This window comes from Phyllobacterium sp. OV277 (genome assembly GCF_900104355.1).
GTDB lineage: Bacteria > Pseudomonadota > Alphaproteobacteria > Rhizobiales > Rhizobiaceae > Phyllobacterium.
Window position 1 is genome coordinate 1138907 of the sequence record NZ_FNIY01000001.1, and the last position, 20513, is coordinate 1159419.

The 20513-nt window shown below is 56.0% G+C and carries 16 protein-coding genes; 10 read left to right on the plus strand and 6 right to left on the minus strand.

All coding sequences use genetic code 11. The annotated features are described in order from the left end of the window. Window positions 1-59 precede the first annotated feature (59 nt). Complete coding sequence (locus BLU05_RS05600) at window positions 60-1229, plus strand: pyridoxal phosphate-dependent aminotransferase (RefSeq protein WP_091878223.1); 1170 nt, start codon at window positions 60-62, stop codon at window positions 1227-1229. A gap of 2 nt (window positions 1230-1231) precedes the next feature. On the opposite strand, the gene modC is transcribed toward BLU05_RS05600, so the two are convergent. The 5 genes from modC to BLU05_RS05625 form a co-directional block, all read right to left on the minus strand. Beyond that, window positions 1232-2308 (minus strand): molybdenum ABC transporter ATP-binding protein, encoded by a 1077-nt coding sequence (gene modC, locus BLU05_RS05605; protein ID WP_091878225.1) that lies wholly within the window; start codon window positions 2306-2308, stop codon window positions 1232-1234. Next, window positions 2305-2994, minus strand: coding sequence for a molybdate ABC transporter permease subunit (gene modB, locus BLU05_RS05610; RefSeq protein WP_175540533.1), 690 nt, complete (start codon window positions 2992-2994; stop codon window positions 2305-2307). The genes modC and modB overlap by 4 nt, the downstream gene beginning before the upstream one ends. Continuing rightward, window positions 2991-3740 carry a molybdate ABC transporter substrate-binding protein gene (gene modA / locus BLU05_RS05615; protein WP_091878227.1) on the minus strand — a complete coding sequence of 250 codons (750 nt, stop codon included), beginning with the start codon at window positions 3738-3740 and terminating at the stop codon, window positions 2991-2993. Before modA ends, modB begins: the two co-directional genes overlap by 4 nt. 273 nt (window positions 3741-4013) lie before the next feature. Continuing rightward, window positions 4014-4739 carry a tellurite resistance TerB family protein gene (locus tag BLU05_RS05620; RefSeq protein WP_091878229.1) on the minus strand — a complete coding sequence of 242 codons (726 nt, stop codon included), beginning with the start codon at window positions 4737-4739 and terminating at the stop codon, window positions 4014-4016. 87 nt (window positions 4740-4826) lie between these two features. Then, window positions 4827-5756 carry an oxygen-dependent tRNA uridine(34) hydroxylase TrhO gene (locus BLU05_RS05625; protein ID WP_091878231.1) on the minus strand — a complete coding sequence of 310 codons (930 nt, stop codon included), beginning with the start codon at window positions 5754-5756 and terminating at the stop codon, window positions 4827-4829. A gap of 492 nt (window positions 5757-6248) precedes the next feature. On the opposite strand from BLU05_RS05625, the gene BLU05_RS05635 reads away from it, so the two are divergent. Together BLU05_RS05635 and BLU05_RS05640 are read left to right on the plus strand one after the other, a co-directional pair. After that, on the plus strand, window positions 6249-6881 hold the full coding sequence (locus BLU05_RS05635) for an N-acetylmuramidase family protein (RefSeq protein ID WP_091878235.1): 633 nt from the start codon (window positions 6249-6251) through the stop codon (window positions 6879-6881). Between the two features lie 38 nt (window positions 6882-6919). Beyond that, complete coding sequence (locus tag BLU05_RS05640) at window positions 6920-7558, plus strand: 2-dehydro-3-deoxy-phosphogluconate aldolase (RefSeq protein ID WP_091878237.1); 639 nt, start codon at window positions 6920-6922, stop codon at window positions 7556-7558. Window positions 7559-8034: 476 nt separating this feature from the next. Here BLU05_RS05640 and BLU05_RS05650 read toward each other — a convergent pair whose 3' ends face one another. Next, window positions 8035-10014: a peptidoglycan L,D-endopeptidase MepK gene (locus tag BLU05_RS05650; protein ID WP_175540520.1), complete on the minus strand. Its 1980-nt coding sequence runs from the start codon at window positions 10012-10014 to the stop codon at window positions 8035-8037. 348 nt (window positions 10015-10362) lie between these two features. Between BLU05_RS05650 and BLU05_RS05655 the strand changes: the two genes are divergently transcribed. The 7 genes from BLU05_RS05655 (at window position 10363) to hemH (ending at window position 20418) form a co-directional block, all read left to right on the plus strand. Further along, window positions 10363-12222 carry a M3 family oligoendopeptidase gene (locus tag BLU05_RS05655; RefSeq protein ID WP_091878240.1) on the plus strand — a complete coding sequence of 620 codons (1860 nt, stop codon included), beginning with the start codon at window positions 10363-10365 and terminating at the stop codon, window positions 12220-12222. A gap of 2 nt (window positions 12223-12224) precedes the next feature. Continuing rightward, window positions 12225-13121 carry a heme-dependent oxidative N-demethylase family protein gene (locus tag BLU05_RS05660; RefSeq protein WP_091878242.1) on the plus strand — a complete coding sequence of 299 codons (897 nt, stop codon included), beginning with the start codon at window positions 12225-12227 and terminating at the stop codon, window positions 13119-13121. Window positions 13122-13272: 151 nt separating this feature from the next. Continuing rightward, window positions 13273-14715 carry a homospermidine synthase gene (locus BLU05_RS05665; protein WP_091878244.1) on the plus strand — a complete coding sequence of 481 codons (1443 nt, stop codon included), beginning with the start codon at window positions 13273-13275 and terminating at the stop codon, window positions 14713-14715. Between the two features lie 1316 nt (window positions 14716-16031). Beyond that, on the plus strand, window positions 16032-16634 hold the full coding sequence (locus BLU05_RS05670; RefSeq protein WP_091878245.1) for a LysE family translocator: 603 nt from the start codon (window positions 16032-16034) through the stop codon (window positions 16632-16634). A 94-nt stretch (window positions 16635-16728) separates the two neighbouring features. Further along, on the plus strand, window positions 16729-17124 hold the full coding sequence (locus tag BLU05_RS05675) for an outer membrane lipoprotein Omp10 (RefSeq protein ID WP_091878247.1): 396 nt from the start codon (window positions 16729-16731) through the stop codon (window positions 17122-17124). A 173-nt stretch (window positions 17125-17297) separates the two neighbouring features. Beyond that, a complete protein-coding gene (locus tag BLU05_RS05680; RefSeq protein ID WP_091878249.1) occupies window positions 17298-19175 on the plus strand; it encodes a bifunctional metallophosphatase/5'-nucleotidase in 1878 nt (625 codons plus the stop codon). 193 nt (window positions 19176-19368) lie between these two features. Beyond that, window positions 19369-20418 carry a ferrochelatase gene (hemH, locus tag BLU05_RS05685; protein ID WP_091878250.1) on the plus strand — a complete coding sequence of 350 codons (1050 nt, stop codon included), beginning with the start codon at window positions 19369-19371 and terminating at the stop codon, window positions 20416-20418. Window positions 20419-20513 lie beyond the last annotated feature (95 nt).

Genomic DNA, 20513 nt, shown 5'->3' on the forward strand with positions numbered 1-20513 from the left:
ACTCCATACAGTCAGAGCAGCACAAAGCTGAAGTCATAAATTGTATGTAGGACAAGATAATGCTGCGTACCATCTCCGGTTTCGACCGTATTGGTGAAGAAAATGCCTTTGCTGTTCTCGCCCGCGCAACGGCCCTCGCCTCCCAAGGCAAAGACATCATCAATCTTGGGATCGGCCAACCGGATTTCAGAACACCCGAACATATCGTCGAAGCGGCGATCAAGGCGTTGAGAGACGGCCACCATGGTTATACGCCAGCAACCGGACTGCTCGCTGCGCGTGAGGCTGTGGCCCGGCGCACGCTGACCACGACAGGCGTCGAAGTCTCCCCTGACAATGTGATTATCGTTCCGGGCGGCAAGGTCACGATGTTTGCCGCCATCATGATTTTTGGCGAACCCGGTGCAGAAATTCTCTACCCCGACCCCGGCTTTCCCATCTATCGCTCGATGATTGAATTCACAGGCGCAACGCCGGTTCCCGTGCCTATCCGCGAAGAGAACAGCTTTGCCTTCTCCGCTGAAGAAACGCTGGCGCTTATCACGCCCAAAACACGATTGTTGATCCTCAATTCTCCGGCTAATCCGACCGGCGGCGTTACGCCGAAATCCGAGATTGAAAAGCTGGTAAAGGGCCTCGAAGCCCACCCACACGTCGCCATCATGTCCGATGAGATTTATGACGTCATGACCTATGATGGCGAGGAACATTGTTCGCTGCTGACCTTCCCCTCCATTCGCGACCGGCTGATTGTTCTCAATGGCTGGTCGAAAACATGGGCCATGACCGGCTGGCGCATGGGCTGGTCGATCTGGCCCGATAGCCTTTATGACAAGGTGCGCAAGCTTGCGGTCAATTGCTGGTCCTGTGTCAATGCACCGAGCCAATATGCCGGTATTGCCGCCATTGATGGCCCGCAGGATGATGTGGAAAAAATGTGCCGCGCTTTTGATAGCCGTCGCAGGATTGTTGTTGATGGTCTGAACAGCCTGCCGGGCATCAGCTGCGCCACACCGAAGGGCGCATTCTATGCCTTCCCCAACATCAAGGACACCGGTTGGCCCGCCAAGCAGCTCGCAGCCGCATTGCTTGATGAAGCGGGTGTGGCGCTGATCGGCGGCCCGGATTTCGGCATTCTCGGCGAGGGCTATATCCGGCTTTCCTATGCCAATTCCGAGGAAAACATTGTGCGCGCCATTGAGCGGATCGAGCGGTTCCTCGTGAAATAATTTTAGCCGCGCAACACGCCGCGATCGACGGAAGCGGCTTTCACCAGGGCGAAAACAGTGTCGCCCTGCTTGAGAGCAAGCTCGCTGGCGGATTTGCGCGTCAGCCGCGCGCTGATCGTTTGGCCGCCAATATCGAGCGTGAGATCACAGTCCGGGCCATCATTGGTAGTAATGAAAACAATACGCGCAGGCAAAATGTTACGAATGCTGATCGCTTCCGGTAGCGCGCGGGCAATCGAAACATCGCGCGCTCTTATGCGCAGCCGCAGTTTGGTCCCGTCGGCAAAGCCGAGCTTGGCAATCTGAAACGGATGACCGCCAATATCAATCGAGGTCAGCCCGAAGGCGTCATCGCTTGCTGTGACGGTGCCCGAAACAAGCGCTCCCGCATCGTCATGACTTCCAAGCCGCGAGAAGATGGTTTCGGCAGGCCCGCTTGCGGTTACGCGGCCAGCCTGTAGCAGCACGATCTCGTCTGCCAGCCGCGCCACCTCATCAATCTCATGGCTGACATAGAGGATCGGCAAGCCGGTCTCGTCGCGCAGGGTTTCAAGGAAGGGTAGAATTTCCTGCCGCCTGTTATGGTCAAGCGATGAGAGCGGCTCATCCATGAGAAGCAGTGACGGATTGGAGAGCAGTGCCCGCCCGATGGCAACGCGCTGGCGTTCACCGCCCGAAAGCGTTGTCGGCGAGCGCTGCTGCAAATGCTCAAGCCCAAGCAGCGCCACCACCCTGTCATAGGGCAAGCCCTCGCTGCGCCGTCCGGCCCAGCGCGCATAGGTCAAATTGGTCTTGACTGAAAGATGCGGAAACAACCGCGCATCCTGAAAGACATAGCCGATACGCCGCTGTTCCGGCGGCAGGTTGATCCCGTTGGCGCTGTCGAACAGCACGTGATCCCGGATGGTGATGCGGCCCTGTTTGGGACGTGTCACACCAGCGATCATTTTCAGAAGTGTTGTCTTGCCCGCGCCGGATTCTCCAAACAGCGCGGTGACACCGCCGCCTGCGGTAAACTCGGCAGCGACCGGAAACGATCCGACCTGCCCACTGACCGAAACGAACAGCGTATCGCTCATGACCGCCCTCCGCTTAAGCGCCGCTGCAACCATTCTGAGGCAACAACAGCAACAATGGAGATCACCACCGAAACGAGGATCAGCCGCAGGGCGGCGATATCACCATTCGGGCTTTGCAGCAGGGAATAGATCGCAAGCGACATGGTCTGCGTTTCACCGGGAATATTCGACACAAAGGTAATCGTTGCGCCAAACTCACCCAGCGCTTTGGCAAAGCCGAGTACGGCACCGGCCAATATACCCGGCAACAGCAGAGGCAGCGTCACCGTGAAGAAGACGACAACGCGCCCTGCCCCAAGCGAGCGCGCCGCCTCTTCAAGACCGCGATCAAGGCTCTCAATGGAAAGACGCATTGGCCGGACCAGCAAGGGAAAGGCCATGACACCCGCAGCCAGCGCAGCGCCGGTCCAGCGAAACGCGAAGGTCAGCCCGAAAATATCATTGAGAAAACCGCCAATGGTGCCGCGTGCGCCAAACCACACCAAAAGCAGATAGCCCGTCACCACAGGCGGGATAACCAGCGGCATGGTGATGACAGCCTGCAAGAGGCTCTTACCCCAAAAGGAATAACGCGCCAGAATCCACGCAATGATGAAAGCAAATGGCAGGGCAACGAGGATCGCGACCAGCGCGACCCTCAGCGACAGAAGAACAATGGCCCATTCTGCCTCACCCAGCACTATCAGCCCGCCTTGCCTGCGCCAACAAAGCCCTTCGACTTGATGATTTCCTGGCCCTCATCGCTGGCGAGGAAATCAAGGAAGGCCTTGCCTTCAGCCGATGGCTCCTTGCCAACAAGTGCAGCCGGATAGAGGATCGGCTTGTGAGTTGAATCGGCGAAACGATAGGCCTCAACCAGATCCGGCGCAGCGGTGTGATCCGAGGCATAGACAATGGATGCATTGGCTTCGCCGCGGCTGACAAATTCCAGCGCAGCACGCACATTCTCGGTGAACACAGCATTCTTGCTGACTTCATCCCAGATTTTCAGCGTTTCCAGCGCTGCCTTGCCGTACTTTCCAGCGGGAACGTTTGTGGGATCACCCATGGCAAAACGCCCGGCTTTCAGGATTTCAGCCGCGTCGCCCTTGTCCTTCTTGGTCAGGATAACAAGCGCGTTGCCCGCAATGACCTTGCGCGATGGCTTGTCGATCAGGTTGCGCTGTTCGAGATAATCCATCCAGTCAAGATCAGCCGAGATGAAGAGATTGGCGGGCGCGCCCTGCTCGATCTGCTTGGCCAGCGCCGACGATGCAGCGAATGAAGAAGTGACTTTCGTGCCCGTCTTGGCCTCGAACTTGGCAGCGGCAGTGTCGATCACTTCCTTCATGCTTGCCGCCGCAAAAACCGTTACTTTTTCGGCAGCAATGGCGCCATTGACACCCGCCATCGCCGCCAGAACCATAAAGCCCAAAATGAGAAATTTTTTCATGAGGTCCACCCCTGTCAGGAATCCATGGCGGTCTCACACCGGCCATGAATCCAGTTGCATTATACAGACATGATGGTGGGTCCGAACAAAGCGCGCGCGACCCGGACGCTCCCAAAACCCTTGACGCAGCGGCAGCCATCGACACTGCCAGAATGTCCTGAATGAACCCTCGGCCCCGAGTCAGAACGCGCCAAACTAGACTGGACTTGTTTGTCTTGTCGAGAGACAAAACACCCGCCAGTGACAGCGGGTGTTTTTGGTTTCGATTTGTGATTACGCCTGCGGTGTTGGCGTTTTCACATTGGCGATTGTCGCCTCGATATGATCGATGAGACTATCGGGCAATTTGAGACGCCCAGCCAGAAGATCAAGATAGCCGCGCTCGGCGCGGGTCTTTGCCTCAATGGCAAGGCGCGAAGCCGTATAAAGCTCAACCTTTTGCGCGTCGGTGACCGCCGCGGCAACCAGCGCATCAATATCGACAGGCGCATTGAGTTCCTGGGTCAAGAATTCCTGCGTGTCGCTGTTCAGACCCGACAGCGACAGCTTTTCGGCGATCCGCGCACGTTCCGCATCATCCACCTGCCCGTCAGCACGGGCGGCGGCAATCATGGCCCGCACCAGCACGAGAGCAAACTCATGCTCGCCCTGCGGCGCTGTTGCCGGATGGAAGCTTGAATCATCCGGCGGCGGCAACAGTTCCGGCTCGCCCGCCTTTGCCGTTTCAGCGGGGGTAGCTGGTGCATTGCCTGACTGGTAATTCTGATAGGCCTTGTAGGCGAGCCCAGCGACAGCGGCGAGACCACCAAGTTTCAGCGCACCGCCTGCGATGTCACGCCCTGTGCCTGTGCCCAAAAGCACGGCTGCCAGAGCGCCTGCGGCCAGCGGATTATCCTTGGCCATTTGTGTAGCCTTGCCGGCCGTATCTCGAACGGAGCTTCCAGTTCCGGGAATACTGCTTCCCAGAAAATCATCAAGAATCTTCTTCGGGTCGAACATGCAAATCTCCTCATGGCTGCACGAATGCGTTCCGACCTAGTTAGGGTCGGCACCGTGGCATTGCAATGACAGATGGATTTTTTGTGATCAGGAACCGATATGGTGCTTTTCGCCGCGCATTTTGGCGAGTTTCACCTGTTTTTGCCGTTCCGCAAAGCGAGCGCGGTCTTCAGCCGTCCGCTCATGATAGCATTTCGGGCAGGAGACGCCTTCCTCGAACAGGGTGGACATTTTGTCCTCGGGGGCAATCGGATTGCGGCAGGCGTGGCAAAGCTCCGCCTCGCCTTCAATGAGACCATGGCCGACCGATACGCGCTCGTCAAAGACGAAACATTCGCCTTCCCAGCGGCTTTCCTCGGCGGGAACCTCTTCGAGATATTTCAAAATACCGCCCTTCAGATGAAACACATCATCAAAGCCAAGGCCCTTGACGTAAGCTGTCGCCTTTTCGCAGCGGATACCGCCGGTGCAGAACATGGCGATCTTTTTGCCTTCCAGCTCTTCCCGGTGGTTTTCCACCCATTGCGGAAACTCGCGAAACGTTTTTGTCTGCGGATCAACCGCATTGGCAAAGGTACCAATGGCCGTTTCGTAATCATTGCGGGTATCGATGACGATGGTGTCAGGATCGGCAATCAGCGCGTTCCAGTCCTGCGCCGGAACATAGGTCCCAACGCTTTTCAGCGGATCGATATCCTCGACACCCATGGTGACGATTTCCTTTTTCAGCCGCACCTTCATGCGCTTGAAAGGCATTTCGCTCGCATAGGAATATTTCAGTTCCATGCCCGCAATGGCAGGCTCAGCCTCCAGAAACGCCACAAGCTTGTCGATGGCATCATGCGATCCCGCCACCGTACCGTTGATACCTTCGGCGGCCAGCAGCAGCGTGCCCTTGATCCCCGCGCCACAGCACAGCTGCGCCAACGGTTCCTGCAGCGACTGATAGTGCTCCAGACGGGCAAAACGATAAAGTGCTGCCACTTTGAAGGGCAAGTTTGCGGAATGATCGATCATGATCCCCTGCAACTACTGCTCCCAAGCGATGATTTCAAGAGATTTGCATGGGATACGGGTATTAATGGGCGCTATATGCCTGATGGGTGGTGGCGCGATGGTGTGGTATTACAAAAGGTGCAGAACTTAGCTCACCCGCAACCCACTCCTCCCCGTCATCCTCGGGCTTGACCCGAGGACCCACGGTTAGGGAAATCAAACAGATCCAGATGTTTGGCTCTTTTATATTATGGGTCCTCGGGTCAAGCCCGAGGATGACGGGGGAAGGGTGAGTTACGGGGGGAGCCAAGTTCTGCACCTTTTGTGATTTGCAACCTTTTTGATCAGCAATCTTTGCGATTAGCGTTGCATCCACACTCTCCCTCATGGTGAGCTTGTCGAACCACGAACCACGCTCACACACCACCCACACACCATCGCGATACCCAATACTTATCCAACAGACCCGAAAGCCCCCGATAATTCCCTTGCAACTAAACACAAGGGATCGCCATGTTTTCAGAACAGAACATCAGGGATATCAGCAGCGAAGCCAAACGGGCGGGCATGGAACCGGCAGCACTTCTTGCCGTCGCACAGGTTGAGAGCGGCGGTGTCTGCTTCTACAAGGTTGATGGCCGCGATGAACCGCCCATTCGCTTTGAGGGGCATTATTTCGACCAACGCCTGTCGGGCAATCAGCGGCGGAACGCTCGCGACAAGGGCCTTGCAAACCCCGTGGCGGGTGCGGTTCGCAATCCGGTATCGCAGGCGGCGCGCTGGCAGTTGCTGGGTGCAGCCGTCGCAATCAACCGGCAGGCCGCCTATGAATCCGTGTCATGGGGGATCGGGCAGGTGATGGGCGCCCATTGGAAATGGCTTGGTTATGACAGCATCGACGCCCTTGTGGATGAGGCACGCGGATCGCTGAAAGGGCAACTTCGCCTGATGATCCGCTTCATCGACAAGAGTGGCCTCACCCCTGTTTTGGCGCGGCACGACTGGAAGGCTTTTGCACGCGCCTATAATGGTCCAAACTTCACACAGAACCGCTATGATACCAAATTGTCGCTCGCCTGGCGCCGATATGCTGCGGTTGAATCTCTCGATAGGGCAGCAAGCGGTAGACAAAGCGGCTTCGTATGACTAAATCGATTGAACCCATAAACAGCGGAGAGTTTGACATGGCCCAGAAGACCGATTTGCTATTACCCGTTCTGAAAGGCCAGCCGGTTATTCCTGTTATTCTCGTCCATAACGTTGCCGATGCCGTACCTCTGGCGCGCGCGCTTGCAGCCGGTGGACTTCCAGCCATCGAAATCACCCTGCGCACAGCGGCAGCACTTGAAGCGATCCGCGCCGTTGCCAATGAAGTGCCTGAAGCCATTGTCGGTGCCGGCACTATTCTCAATGCGCGCCAGTATGAAGAGGCGAGTGCCGCCGGATCGCGTTTTATCGTCAGCCCCGGCGCGACGCCGCAGTTGCTGAAGGCCGCGGCTGCGGGCAAGGTTCCCCTGCTTCCCGGTGCCATTACCCCGGCAGAAATCATGAGCCTGCGCGAAGAGGGCTACACGATGCTCAAATTCTTCCCCGCCGAACAGGCTGGCGGCGCTTCGTTCCTCAAATCCCTGTCGTCGCCGTTTGCTGGCATTCAATTCTGCCCGACTGGTGGTATCGGCGCTGGCAATGCCAAAACCTATCTTGACCTGCCCAACGTTGTTTGTGTTGGCGGCTCATGGGTTGCCCCTGACAATCTGGTTCAGGCCGGAAAATGGGACGAGATTACCGCGCTTGCCGCTGAGGCTGCAAAATTGGCGAGGTAAGACTGATATCTCTCATCGGTATCGCTGGGTGATATATCCGGCATTCGTGGCTCTGCCGGGGTTCACCCCCCTCTGTCCTGTCGGACATCTCCCCCACAAGGGGGGAGATCAGCTGTACTCCTGCCTTTGCACAACTTGAAACGTTTCCTGTTGTGGGAAAGCGTTCATGCCAATGTGATCTCCCCCCTTGTGGGGGAGATGTCCGACAGGACAGAGGGGGGTGAGCACCGCCGATGCATGGTTCGTGGTTCGACAAGCTCACCATGAGGGAGAGTGAGGATGTAACGCTAATCGCCAGCATTGCAGGTCATTAAGGTCGCAGAACTCGCTCTCTTCATCACCCCTCACCCTCATGGTGAGCTTGTCGAACCACGAACCGCCCACCACCCACTCCCACACATGCAGCAACCACCCATCAAACAAAAAGGGCGGCCCGTTTCGGAGCCGCCCTTTTTGTTTAAACTCTAAAACAGCAATCAGTTCGTGGAAGTGAACTTTGCAATCGACAGGAACGTAACAGCCTTGCCCGTGAACTTGTTGGCATCGGATACCGGCAGAGCCTGCTGGAAACCTGCGGTGTAAACGGTTGTAGGAGCGGCACGCATTGCCTCGTTGCGCAAAACAGCCGGTTCAACATTCGGCGACGTCTCGGCGACCTGCTGGTTCGACAATGCACGATCCGACACATCCGAGGACACCTGAATGGCCTTGGCGCCCTGATTCTGCGCTGCCTGACGACGCGGCTTCGATGTCTTGCTGGTGGTGATCACGCCGCTATCAAGCATGGCGACTGGATCGGCAGAACCACCGGCATCCAGCATCGTGCGGCGCAGCGAAGGCTGAGGCTCATTGGAAGCCACTTGTGTATTCTGTGTCGGCGCAGGCTTGTTGCGAACAACGCGGCCACCCGTGGTCGCAGGCAATGTCGGCATGGCTTGCGCCGTTGCAACGGTCGGAGCTTTGCCACGGGTCTTATCAGACTGCTTGATAATCGCTTCCAGATCGTCATTGGGAACTGGAATGACATCATGCTCGGTTGCAGCCGCAACCTCGGGTGCAGACGCACCCTGGGGTGCAGCAGCAACCTGTGCAGTCGGCATGGCCGGACGCGGGTTCGGCACAACTGATGCGACCATCATGTCACTGTGCTTTGGACCGGTCTGCGGCTTGTCAAAGGGAACAGGAACCAGCGCATTGACCATTTCCGGTTGAGCCGGTGCCTGCTCATTGGCTGGCGTGTTCACATTGGCCGCGATCATGTCACGAATAGCGCTTGCACTGTCGGTCGGACGCGGTGTCGGCAAAGCAGCCACAACGGTCGACGGTTCTTCGGCCAGTGCATTAAGTGTTGCCGGAGCAGCAGGTTCGGGTGTCGGCGCATAATCAGGACGGCGCAGCGGAACAGGAACATTGAATGCCAGAGCAGCATTGTCCTCGGGACCCGCAACAAGTGGCGCATCAGGACGCGGTGCTTCAACCGGTGCTGGCGCATTGCGTGTCGGCAAAGCCGGTGCGATAGGGGTCGATGCGGGCTGCGCACCAGCGACACCCGGCAAGGACGAACCACCCTCGTCATCATCCGATGCCGCGGCTGGTGCAGCACGGGCTACACTGCGCGATGGGGTTGGGGCCGAAGCCACGGCAACCCCGGCTTCGCCGGAATCCTCCTCGTCGTCGGCACCACCGCCGCCAAAGAGCATACCAAAGAGCGTCTTGCTGCGACCGCCGGATCTGGAGGAATTGCTGGCAACCTGAACGGAGCCACCGCTACGCTTGCGGGATTCATAGGCAGCAACAGCCTGCTCATAACCGGGCAATGGCTTACCATCAGCAGGAATATGCATTGTCTTGCCATCGGGGAACACGGCCAGCAATTCGCGGCGGCTCATGCGCGGCCACATGCGGACATTGCCGACATCGGTGTGGACGAACGGCGAGCCAGATGTCGGGTAGTAGCCCACACCGCCTGCCTGGAATTTCAGCGCGGTAACGCGCAGGGTCGAGAGCTTTACACCGGGCAGATACCAATCCATCGCCTTGCCGAGCATGTGCTGGCTTGTCTTGGCAACGCCGCGGCTACGCGAGCGCAGCATCGAATTGGTTGCAGGAGAGCGATAGGCCGAAACCACATGAATATAGTCTGATCCGCCAACCGTCTGATAAACCTGCCAGACCAGATCGAACAGGCGGGGGTCCATGTTCGTTGGTTCATTGCGACGCCAGTCGCGCAGGAATCGATTGAGCTTGTTCAGGCCGTCCTGCTGATAACGTCCATTCTTCTTGAACGTGATTTCAGCGCGCTCTTTCGTGTGGATGAAATAGAGTTTGAGAGTCCGGGTCTCAGCGGAAGCCTGCGCCGATGCAAACAGCATCGAGCCGAAGACCATGAGGAACACAAACCAGCTGGCGCGTACAAAAGAAACTGCCGTTGATTTGCCGTTCTGTGCATGATTCATGTTTGACAATGTCGTCCCAACCTTGACCGTTTTTCCAGTCCCCGAATATCTGGATTATCCGATTTAATGGTTAATGGTCACTTATTGAAGAACAAATACGTTGAGAGCATGGCAAAAACCGACGCGCAAAGAGCTGATTTAAGACATGGTCAACGGATGGTTAACAGCACAATTAAGACGTTTTGGTGATAGAATCCACCCTTCATAGGTCTTAACCATGCACGTTTTGTAACCAAAGAATACGCTACTGGAACAAACACAGAGGAACTTTTAAGCTTTAGCTTATCGAAACTATCCTCCATGATTCGCGTTTGAACAAGCTGCAGACACGCAAAAAACGGTGCTTAAATGAATATCCACAGCCGCCATTATCCATACGCCGCCGCCGGAAAGTCGGGCGCAGCAACCGCGAAAGCCGAACAGACCGCGTTGGGCGCCCTGCCCGAATGGAACCTTGCTGATCTTTATCCCTCCGCTGATAGCAGCGAGCTGAAAGCAGATCTGAAAAAGGCCGATGAGCTTGCGGTGCTGTTTGCCAATCGCTGGAAAGGCAATCTGGCTGACGAAGCGGCAAAGCCAAAAGGTGGCAACTTTGCTGAAGCCATTAAGGAATTCGAGGCGCTGGATGAACTCATCGGCAAGATCGTCTCCTATGCCGGGCTTGTTTATGCGGGCGATACATCCGATCCCAAACGCGCCAAGCTCTATGGCGACATTCAGGAAAAGATGACCAACGCCAGTGCCCATCTCATCTTTTTCAGCCTTGAACTCAACCGCATTGATGATGCGGTGATTGAAAAGGCGATGGATGATAACCCTGCCATCGGCCATTACCGCCCGTGGCTGGTGGACCTGCGCAAGGACAAGCCGTACCAGCTCGAAGACAAGATCGAACAGCTTTTCCATGAAAAGTCGATCACCGGCCGCGGCGCATGGAACCGCCTGTTCGATGAAACCATGACGGCGCTGCGCTTTGAGGTTGATGGCGAGGACCTCGCGCTCGAACCGACACTCAATATGCTGCAGGATGCCGACGGTTCCGTGCGCAAAAAGGCCTCCGATGCACTGGCGAAGACCTTCAAGGAAAATCTGCGCACCTTCACGCTGATCACCAACACCCTGTCCAAGGACAAGGAAATTTCCGATCGCTGGCGCGGTTTTCAGGATATTGCCGACAGCCGCCACCTCGCCAACCGTGTTGAACGGGAAGTGGTGGATGCACTGGCGGAAGCCGTGCAGGCCGCCTATCCACGTCTATCGCACCGGTATTATGCACTGAAAGCCAAATGGCTCGGCCTTGATTATTTGAACAATTGGGACCGCAACGCTCCGCTGCCGGAAACACCGCAGGCGGTGATCCCGTGGACGGAAGCCAAGGAAACGGTGCTATCGGCCTATCGCGGCTTTGCCCCTGAAATGGCTGATATTGCTCGCGATTTCTTCGACAAGAACTGGATCGATGCGCCGACCCGCCCCGGGAAATCACCGGGTGCCTTTGCTCATCCCACGGTGCCTTCGGTCCACCCTTACGTGCTGCTCAACTATATGGGCAAGCCGCGCGATGTGATGACGCTTGCCCATGAACTTGGCCACGGCGTGCATCAGGTGCTTGCTGGCGATCAGGGCGCGCTGATGGCGTCGACACCGCTGACGCTGGCCGAAACAGCTTCGGTTTTCGGCGAAATGCTGACCTTCCGCTCGCTGCTGGAAAAGACGAAGGACAAGCGCGAACGCAAGGCCATGCTGGCACAAAAGGCCGAGGACATGATCAATACGGTCGTGCGCCAGATCGCCTTCTATCTGTTCGAGCGCCGGGTGCATACGGAACGCGCCCATGGCGAACTCACATCCGACCGTATCGGTGAAATCTGGCTGGATGTACAGAAGGAGAGCCTTGGACCGGCGATCAAGTTCGGCCCCGGCTATGAGACCTTCTGGACCTATATTCCGCACTTCATCCATTCACCATTCTACGTCTATGCCTATGCTTTCGGCGATTGTCTGGTGAATTCGCTTTACGCTGTTTACCAGAATGCCGAGGCGGGCTTTCAGGAGAAATATTTCGATATGCTGAAGGCTGGCGGCACGAAGCACCATTCGGAACTGCTGGCACCATTCGGCCTCGACGCCACGGACCCGGCTTTCTGGCAAAAGGGTCTTTCGGTCATTGAAGGCATTATTGACGAGCTGGAGGCGATGGACTCGTAAGAATGCATGTTCCCGCCCACACGCCATATGATGGTTCGGCGCAACCCTTCACCATAGGCTTGCATCAGCTTGACCTGAAGGACTGGATCGAGATTGACGGCAATCTCGTCCCCTACCTTGCGGAAAAACGCCGTCTGTTCGGGCTGCACGGGCAGAAGATTTTCGTCGAAGAGCCGGGGACAGGGGAAGCGCAGAAGGAAGTGCTCGAGCTTTTGAGCGATCATCTCGTCGCACATTATCCCGCGCACTATGTACGGAATGGCGGGAATATCGGCATTATGGGATGGGATGAAATGGTCCCGCTTGGCAAAGCCGATGCGCCGTTTCTGCATCGCGCCGCCAAACTTGTGCAGGAAGATCTTGTCCTGATGCGCAAGGACGATGCGCGCGGTTGGCATCTGGCAGCCGCATCTCTTTCTTTCCCGTCATCATGGACGCTTCTGGAAAAATTCGGCCGGTCCATGGAGGATATTCATGCGCCGGTGCCGGATTTTGGTACGGGCACGCGCAATGCCGGACTTATCAGCCGCATGTTCGACAATCTTCGGCCCGATCGTTCCGTCTATCGCATGAACTGGTCGCTGCAACCGGATGCCAATCTCTACCACCCGCTTTCCAGCCACCAGAAGGGCGCACGCTATACGGACGAGGATATCGTCGCGCAGAGCTTTGTCCGCGTCGAGCGCCAGACCTTGCGCAAGCTGCCCGCGTCGGGCGACATTCTCTTCACCATTCGCATTCATCTCGATCCGGTTGCCACATTGAAAAAACATCCGGAATGCCGCGCTGTCGCCGAAGCATTTGCTGCGCAACTTCTGTCTCTTAATGAGGCACAAGCCCAATATAAAGGCATTATTGCCATTCGGAACCGGTTGATCGACGCACTAAACGCACTTTAATGCGCTTCAATTAACAGTAGTTGCAGTTTTACCCGTTCCGGGTGAACGGTTGTTTGCTCTTTGTCATGACAATGCTCTATGGTTTCTTTGAAGCGGTGAAATAACCGCTGCCCTCATTGATGGAGATTAAAAAATTAGGAGTAGCAAAAAAATGGCGAAGGCGAATTGGCCTGTACATGGAGAAATTACTGGTCCGATTGTGATGATCGGTTTCGGGTCCATCGGACGGGGTACCCTGCCCCTCATAGAGCGCCACTTCAAATTCGATAAATCCCGCGTGGTCGTCATCGACCCGAGTGATGCCAACAAGAAACTGCTCGACGAGCGTGGCATCCGCTTCATTCAGGAAGCCGTTACCAAGGAAAATTACAAGACGCTGTTGAAGCCATTGCTGACTGCAGGCGGTGGCCAGGGTTTTTGCGTCAATCTGTCCGTCGACACGTCGTCAGTCGATATTATGCGCCTTTGCCGTAAGGTTGGCTCGCTCTATATCGACACGGTTATCGAGCCATGGGCCGGTTTTTATTACGCAGGCGGCGACAATGCCAAGCGCACCAATTACGCGCTGCGCGAGACATTGCTGGCGGAAAAGCGCCGTAAGCCCGGGGGTACGACAGCCGTATCGTGCAGTGGCGCCAATCCGGGCATGGTGTCGTGGTTTGTCAAACAGGCCATGGTCAATCTTGCCAAAGACATGGGCATCGAACACGCCGAACCAGCGCGCGATGATCGCGATGGTTGGGCGCGCCTGATGCGCAAGACCGGCATCAAGGGCATCCATATTGCCGAGCGCGACACGCAGCGCGCCAGCGGTCCAAAGCCCTTTGGTGTGTTCTGGAACACATGGTCGGTTGATGGCTTTATCTCCGAAGGTTTGCAGCCCGCAGAACTTGGCTGGGGAACCCACGAGAAGTGGCTGCCCAAAAACGCCCGCAAGCAGAAGAAGGGCAACAAGGCGGCAATCTTCCTCGAACAGCCCGGCGCCGATACCCGTATCCGCACCTGGTGCCCCACCGAGGGACCGCAGTTCGGCCTGCTTGTCACCCACAATGAAGCAATCTCCATTGCGGATTTCTTCACGGTCTTCGACAAGAAGGGCAAGGCTGCCTATCGCCCGACCTGCCACTACGCCTATCATCCGTCCAATGTGGCAACGCTGTCGCTCGATGAGATGTTCGGTGCCGCGGGCCAACCGCAGCCGATCCATCACGTTCTGGAAGAATCCGAGATCGTTGATGGCGCGGATGAGCTTGGCGTGTTGCTCTATGGCCACGACAGGAATGCCTACTGGTATGGCTCACAGCTGACCATCGAGGAAGCGCGCAAGATGGCACCTTACCAGAATGCGACGGGTCTGCAGGTCAGTTCTGCCGTTCTCTCGGGCATGGTCTGGGCACTGGAAAACCCGGAAGCCGGTATCGTCGAAACCGACGAAATCGATTTCCGCCGCTGCCTTGAAATCCAAAAACCCTATCTCGGCCCGCTCAAGGGCCATTATACGGACTGGACACCACTGGAAAATCGCCCCGGTTTCTTCAAGGAAGATATCGACACCAGCGACCCCTGGCAGTTCCGCAACATTCTCGTGCATTGATAAAAACGGCAACCCCAGGGTTGCCGTTTTTGTTTCCGGCGCTGTCCGTGGTTTGCCATGCGACGGGCTCAGGAAGCTCACCATAAAGGAGATGGATGCAACGCGAATCGCGAAGGTTGCAGAAAAAGGTTGCAGAACTTGACTCCCCGGCCCCCACCCTACCGCAACCCACCCCACCGTCATCCTCGGGCTTGACCCGAGGACCCATGTTGATAACTGCTGAGTATCGGTTCGCTTATTCTCCTTAGCCGTGGGTCCTCGGGTCAAGCCCGAGGATGACGGTGGGTAGGTTGCGGTGGGGTAGATTGCGGTAAGGTGGGTTGCTGGGAAGCCAAGTTCTGCAATGGTGGAGATTAGTTTTGCAACCAAACCAAACCCCTCATCCTGAGCTTGTCGAAGGGCGCAACAATCGATTTGCAGCCGACCAAATTATACCCTCCCCGTTACCACGCCCGCTTTTGCGTCTGGCTATTGAAAGGTGGGAAAGACGGGCGATCCAAAAGGGAACGCGGGGTCTTGGTATTGGTAGTGTAGTCATGCGTTCCCCGGAGATTTTCCTGTTTGAACCAAGAAAATAACCGGATCACCCGTCCCGATGACTGGTTTTACCCTTGTGAGATAAAACCCTTCCTCTGCGGTTGGGTTCTCCCCGCAGATGAAATCACCGATCCTTTCCTGACTTCAGAAGGTTTCCGGAGCATTCCCGCCGGAAAGGACACCATCAGAATAAGCGAGGTGGGATGGTGTTGGATAAGTTGGTGTGATTTTTTTTGAAAATGGGTGGTTGCATCAGCATGGTGCGTGGTTCGACAAGCTCACCATGAGGGAGAGAGGTGGGTTGCAGGGAGCCAAGTTCTGCAAGCTTTGCGCTGCACCTTTTGCGCTGCGATCTCTGCGATTAGCGTTACATCCGCCCAAGCCCCTCATGGTGAGCTTGTCGAACCACGAACCACAGCGGCATTCACCCCCCTCTGCCCTGTCGGGCATCTCCCCCACAAGGGGGGAGATCAGCCTTCACTACTGCCTTTGCACAATCTGCAATATTTCCTGTTGTGCAAAAGCGTTCATGTCCATGTGATCTCCCCCCTTGTGGGGGGTCCGAAGGACGGGCGAGACCCGTGGCTCGCCCCGGAGTCCGACAGGACAGAGGGGGGTGAAAGTAAGAGAAGATACCATCTCGCCAACATTTAAGTATGCTGCAAAGGCACCCAACCACAAAACAACAGCCCTCTCCGCTACCCACCCACAATTGACAATATAACAATTTGTACATATCCTCATATAAACAAATCATTATATCATTATGGGTGACTCTCATGAACATTCTCAATGTCGGGTTGTTTTCTCTCGCCGCGATTGTCCTGTTGGGTTCACCGGGCCCCGGCATTGCCGCCTTGATTGCTGTTGGCCGCGAAAAGGGGTTTGCCGGAGGGCTCGGCTTTTACGGTGGATTGCAGATCGGGCTTGCCCTTGCTGCCGGGATCAGCGCGGCCGGACTGTTTTCCATCATTCAGGCCATACCCATGGCAATGACCGCCATGACAATTCTGGCAACGCTCTATCTGCTTTATCTTGCCTACAGCATCGTTACCGCCCCGGTTGGCATGGATGCAGGCAGGCAAGATACAGGTTTTGCCGGAACCGCTCTTGGCGGCTTTCTTCTTGGAATCACCAACCCCAAGGCCTACATCGCCTTCATATCCCTGATGGCGTCCTACCCTATCATCAACGCCAACAATTCCGCCGACGTGACCGTCAAATGGCTGGTATGTATCATCGTGATGGTGGTGGTCGACATTCTCTGGCTATGGTTGGGCGTGATCATTCAGAAAGCCAATATGAAGCCCCGCTCCGAGCGCCTTCTCAATATCGCAATGGGCAGTATCATAGCGGGAACCACCGTTATCGCCCTGATATGATCCGGCACCCCGCGCCAATTCATTAAACTTATATCTTGTTTTTGCTCGATTTTCGCGGCATTGAAGAGGGCAACCTCATCAGGAGATTGATCGGATGAAACGTATTTCACTGGCCTTCAGCGCAGCGACCATGGCTCTGGCACTCAGCGCTTGCCAGACAGGCCCTATCAGGGACAGCGGACCGGTGGAGGCTTCCCGACCGACAGATGCCATTCAGGGCCAATGGTTTGATACTTCGGGCGTTGCTTTTTCGAATTTCAACAATGGCGTTTTCGAAAGCCGGGCTAACGACACCAAGGAAAAAATTGCTGAAGGTAGCTATCGCTTTGTTTCAGCCACCTTAATCCAGATCAACTTTCGCGCTTTTGCCCGTCAGGGCGCGCAATCCTTGGTTAATTGCTCGCTTGTAAATGCAGGGCAGCAGTTGAACTGCACTTCATCCACTAACCAGCAATTCTCGCTGACGCGCCGCGGCGGCCAGACGGGCTGACAACACCTGGTCAGCCCTAACCACCCGGGCTGACCATCTTCCTATAGTTTAGCGGCGAAAACTGCCGCCATTCCCTTGCATGCCACGCCAACTAATGAAAGCATCGGCGCATCTGTCAGACAGGTGCCAACGACCGATGACAACATCAGGCGATCTCAACAGGGGAACACTTCATGTCAAAAATCCTCGCCAGAATTCTGCTCACCACCTCCGCCCTCACCATGACGGCTGGAGCAGCGCTAGCCGACTACACACTCAATATTCTTCACATCAATGATTTCCACTCGCGGCAGGAATCGATCAACAAATATGATTCAACCTGCTCAGCTGAAGAGGAAACCAAGAACGAGTGTTTTGGCGGCATTGCCCGGGTAAAAACCAAGGTTGATGAGCGCCGTGCAGCCCTGTCCAAGGACGGCGGCAACGTGATCCTCCTCAATGCCGGTGATGAGTTTCAGGGATCGCTGTTCTATACAACCTATAAGGGCGACGACACAGCCGAGTTCATGAACGGCATTGGCTATGACGTCATGGCTCTCGGCAATCATGAATTCGACGACGGTGTGGATACACTGGCAAAATTCCTCGGCAAGGTGAAATTCCCGGTCATTTCGGCCAATACACAGGCCGCAGAAGGCTCGCCAATATCAGGCAAATACAAACCCTATGTGATCAAGGAAATCGGCGGGCAAAAAATCGGCATTGTGTCGGTTATCACAACCGACACCGCTGACATCTCGACACCCGGACCCACTGTCAAGTTTGCCGACGAAATCGAAACTCTGAAAAAAGAAGTCGAGGCGCTCAAAGCCGAAGGCGTCAACAAGATCATCGCCCTCAACCATGATGGCTATGTCAAGGACAAGGAGATCGCCGCCGCCGTCGATGGCATCGATGTGATCGTTGGCGGCCACAGCCATACACTGTTGTCGAACACCGATCCGCAGGCCCTTGGACCCTATCCAACATTGGTCAAGGGACCATCCGGCCGTGATGTGCCCATCGTTCAGGCTAAATCCTATTCCAAATATCTCGGTGAATTGAAAGTGACCTTCGATGATGACGGCAATGTCATCAAAAGCGAAGGCGCGCCGATCCTGCTCGATTTCTCCGTCGTGCCTGACGCTGCCTATCTCGCGCGGGTCAAGGAACTCGCCAAGCCGATTGAGGCCCTGAAAGCCCTTAAAGTGGCCGAATCCAGCGGCGTCATAGAAGCCGCGCGTGAAGTCTGCCGCGCTGTCGAATGCTCCATGGGCAACCTTGTTGCCGATGCCATGGTCGACCGGGTCAAGGATCAGGGCATGACCATTGCCATTATCAATGGCGGCGGTCTGCGCGCCTCCATCGACGCCGGTGATGTGACGATGGGCGAAGTGCTGACAGTCCTGCCCTTCCAGAACACATTGTCGACCTTCCAGCTCAAGGGTGCTGATGTGGTGGTGGCGCTTGAAAATGGTGTCAGCCAGATTGATCAGGGTGCGGGCCGTTTTGCGCAGGTTTCCGGCCTCAAATACGCTTTCGACGTATCGAAGCCGGTTGGCCAGCGCGTATCAGCGGTTGAAGTGCGCGATGGCGACAATTGGAAGCCGATTGATACGGCGGCAACCTATGGTGTTGTCTCCAACAACTATATGCGGGCGGGTGGTGACGGCTACAAGATTTTCGCCACCAATGCTGTTAATGCCTATGATTTCGGCCCTGGCCTTGAAGCAGTGGTTTCCGACTATCTGGCCAAGAATACGCCATATAAGCCCTATACGGATGGCCGGATAACGGTTCTTGCCGCCGCAGCACAGACGGCACCCGCGGCAACTGATCCGGCTCCGCCGGTCAAGCCCACTGCAGAACCGGCCAAGCCTGTAGCTGCAGCCCCGGCATCTACCGCAGCCGCACCATCCACCTATACCATCAAACGCGGCGACAATTTCTGGAACATTGCCAAGCAGGTTTATGGCAACGGTTTCGACTGGAAAAAACTGGCGGAGGCCAATCCGAAAATGATCGCCATGAAGCTGCCGATCGGCAGTGAAATGAAAATCCCGCCGAAATAGCCTCGGCTAGGACAAACAGTCCTAGGGGTGCTTTTTGAACCCGGTATAACTTGAATGTTGTGCCGGGTTCTTTCATATCTCGCCTGATTTGTGCGTCGGATTGCAATTTACCCCCTATCGCTGCGTCTTTTCGCGCCCTTGCAATCCCGGCCTTCACCACTAGGTTCCAACCGCAAAGCAGGAGTTGAAAGAGATGACGATGTCTGGTGAGGTTGGTGTGGCAATCAAGAAGCCCGGCGACCATCCGCGCATCGAAACGTCAAAAATTGGCGTTCTTCTTGTCAATCTGGGTACGCCAGATGGCACCGATGTCACCTCCATGCGCCGTTACCTCAGGGAATTCCTGTCAGACAAACGCGTCATCGAATGGCCGCGCGCCATCTGGCTGCCAGTGCTCTACGGCATTGTTCTGAACACCCGCCCGAAAAAATCCGGTGCCCTTTACGACAAGATCTGGAACCGCGAGCGCAATGAATCGCCGCTGCGTACCTATACCCGCGCGCAGAGCGAAAAGCTGGCGGCGGCCCTGTCATCGCAGCCTGGTGTGATCGTCGACTGGGGTATGCGCTATGGACAACCCTCGATTGAGGAGGCTCTGCTGCGTCTCGATAGCCAAGGTTGCAAGCGCATCGTCATGTTCCCGCTCTATCCGCAATATTCGGCAACGACGACGGCAACCGTGAACGACAAATTCTTCGAAGCGCTGATCAAGATGCGCTTCATGCCGGCGACACGCACCGTGCCATCCTATCAGGATGAGGCTGTTTATATCGATGCCCTCGCGGTTTCCATCGAGAAGCATTTCGCCACGCTCGATTTCGAGCCGGAAGTGGTCATTGCCTCCTATCACGGTATCCCGCAAAGCTATTTCAAACGCGGCGACCCCTATCCCTGCCATTGCTGGAAGACGACGCGGCTGTTGCGCGAGCGGCTTGGTTGGGACGAGAAGAAGCTGATCACCTGTTTCCAGTCCCGCTTCGGTCCCGAAGAATGGATGCAGCCCTATACGGACAAGACAGTTGAAAAACTTGGCCGGGAAGGCGTGAAATCCATCGCCGTTTTCAATCCCGGCTTTGTGGCCGATTGTCTGGAAACGCTGGAGGAAATTGCCGTTGAGGCCGGGAAAACCTTCCGTGACAGTGGCGGCGTCAACTTCACCCATATCCCCTGCCTCAATGATTCCGACGAGGGCATGAAGGTGATTGAAGCGCTGGTCCGGCGCGAATTGCAGGGCTGGATCTGAACGGGCGGAACCCCTGTATAATTGATGCTCAAGCCTTTCTGAGATCATGACTTTAGTCTATCTTGGCATTACCCCTGCAAAGGGCAATGATACGA

Bases quoted from the DNA above. Each gene is read 5' to 3' on its own strand.
- BLU05_RS05600 (WP_091878223.1), top strand. From the start codon at position 60: ATGCTGCGTACCATCTCCGGTTTCGACCGTATTGGTGAAGAAAATGCC.
- modC (WP_091878225.1), bottom strand. From the start codon at position 2,308: ATGAGCGATACGCTGTTCGTTTCGGTCAGTGGGCAGGTCGGATCGTTT.
- modA (WP_091878227.1), bottom strand. From the start codon at position 3,740: ATGAAAAAATTTCTCATTTTGGGCTTTATGGTTCTGGCGGCGATGGCG.
- BLU05_RS05620 (WP_091878229.1), bottom strand. From the start codon at position 4,739: ATGTTCGACCCGAAGAAGATTCTTGATGATTTTCTGGGAAGCAGTATT.
- BLU05_RS05625 (WP_091878231.1), bottom strand. From the start codon at position 5,756: ATGATCGATCATTCCGCAAACTTGCCCTTCAAAGTGGCAGCACTTTAT.
- BLU05_RS05635 (WP_091878235.1), top strand. From the start codon at position 6,249: ATGTTTTCAGAACAGAACATCAGGGATATCAGCAGCGAAGCCAAACGG.
- BLU05_RS05640 (WP_091878237.1), top strand. From the start codon at position 6,920: ATGGCCCAGAAGACCGATTTGCTATTACCCGTTCTGAAAGGCCAGCCG.
- BLU05_RS05650 (WP_175540520.1), bottom strand. From the start codon at position 10,014: ATGAATCATGCACAGAACGGCAAATCAACGGCAGTTTCTTTTGTACGC.
- BLU05_RS05655 (WP_091878240.1), top strand. From the start codon at position 10,363: ATGAATATCCACAGCCGCCATTATCCATACGCCGCCGCCGGAAAGTCG.
- BLU05_RS05660 (WP_091878242.1), top strand. From the start codon at position 12,225: ATGCATGTTCCCGCCCACACGCCATATGATGGTTCGGCGCAACCCTTC.
- BLU05_RS05665 (WP_091878244.1), top strand. From the start codon at position 13,273: ATGGCGAAGGCGAATTGGCCTGTACATGGAGAAATTACTGGTCCGATT.
- BLU05_RS05670 (WP_091878245.1), top strand. From the start codon at position 16,032: ATGAACATTCTCAATGTCGGGTTGTTTTCTCTCGCCGCGATTGTCCTG.
- BLU05_RS05675 (WP_091878247.1), top strand. From the start codon at position 16,729: ATGAAACGTATTTCACTGGCCTTCAGCGCAGCGACCATGGCTCTGGCA.
- BLU05_RS05680 (WP_091878249.1), top strand. From the start codon at position 17,298: ATGTCAAAAATCCTCGCCAGAATTCTGCTCACCACCTCCGCCCTCACC.
- hemH (WP_091878250.1), top strand. From the start codon at position 19,369: ATGACGATGTCTGGTGAGGTTGGTGTGGCAATCAAGAAGCCCGGCGAC.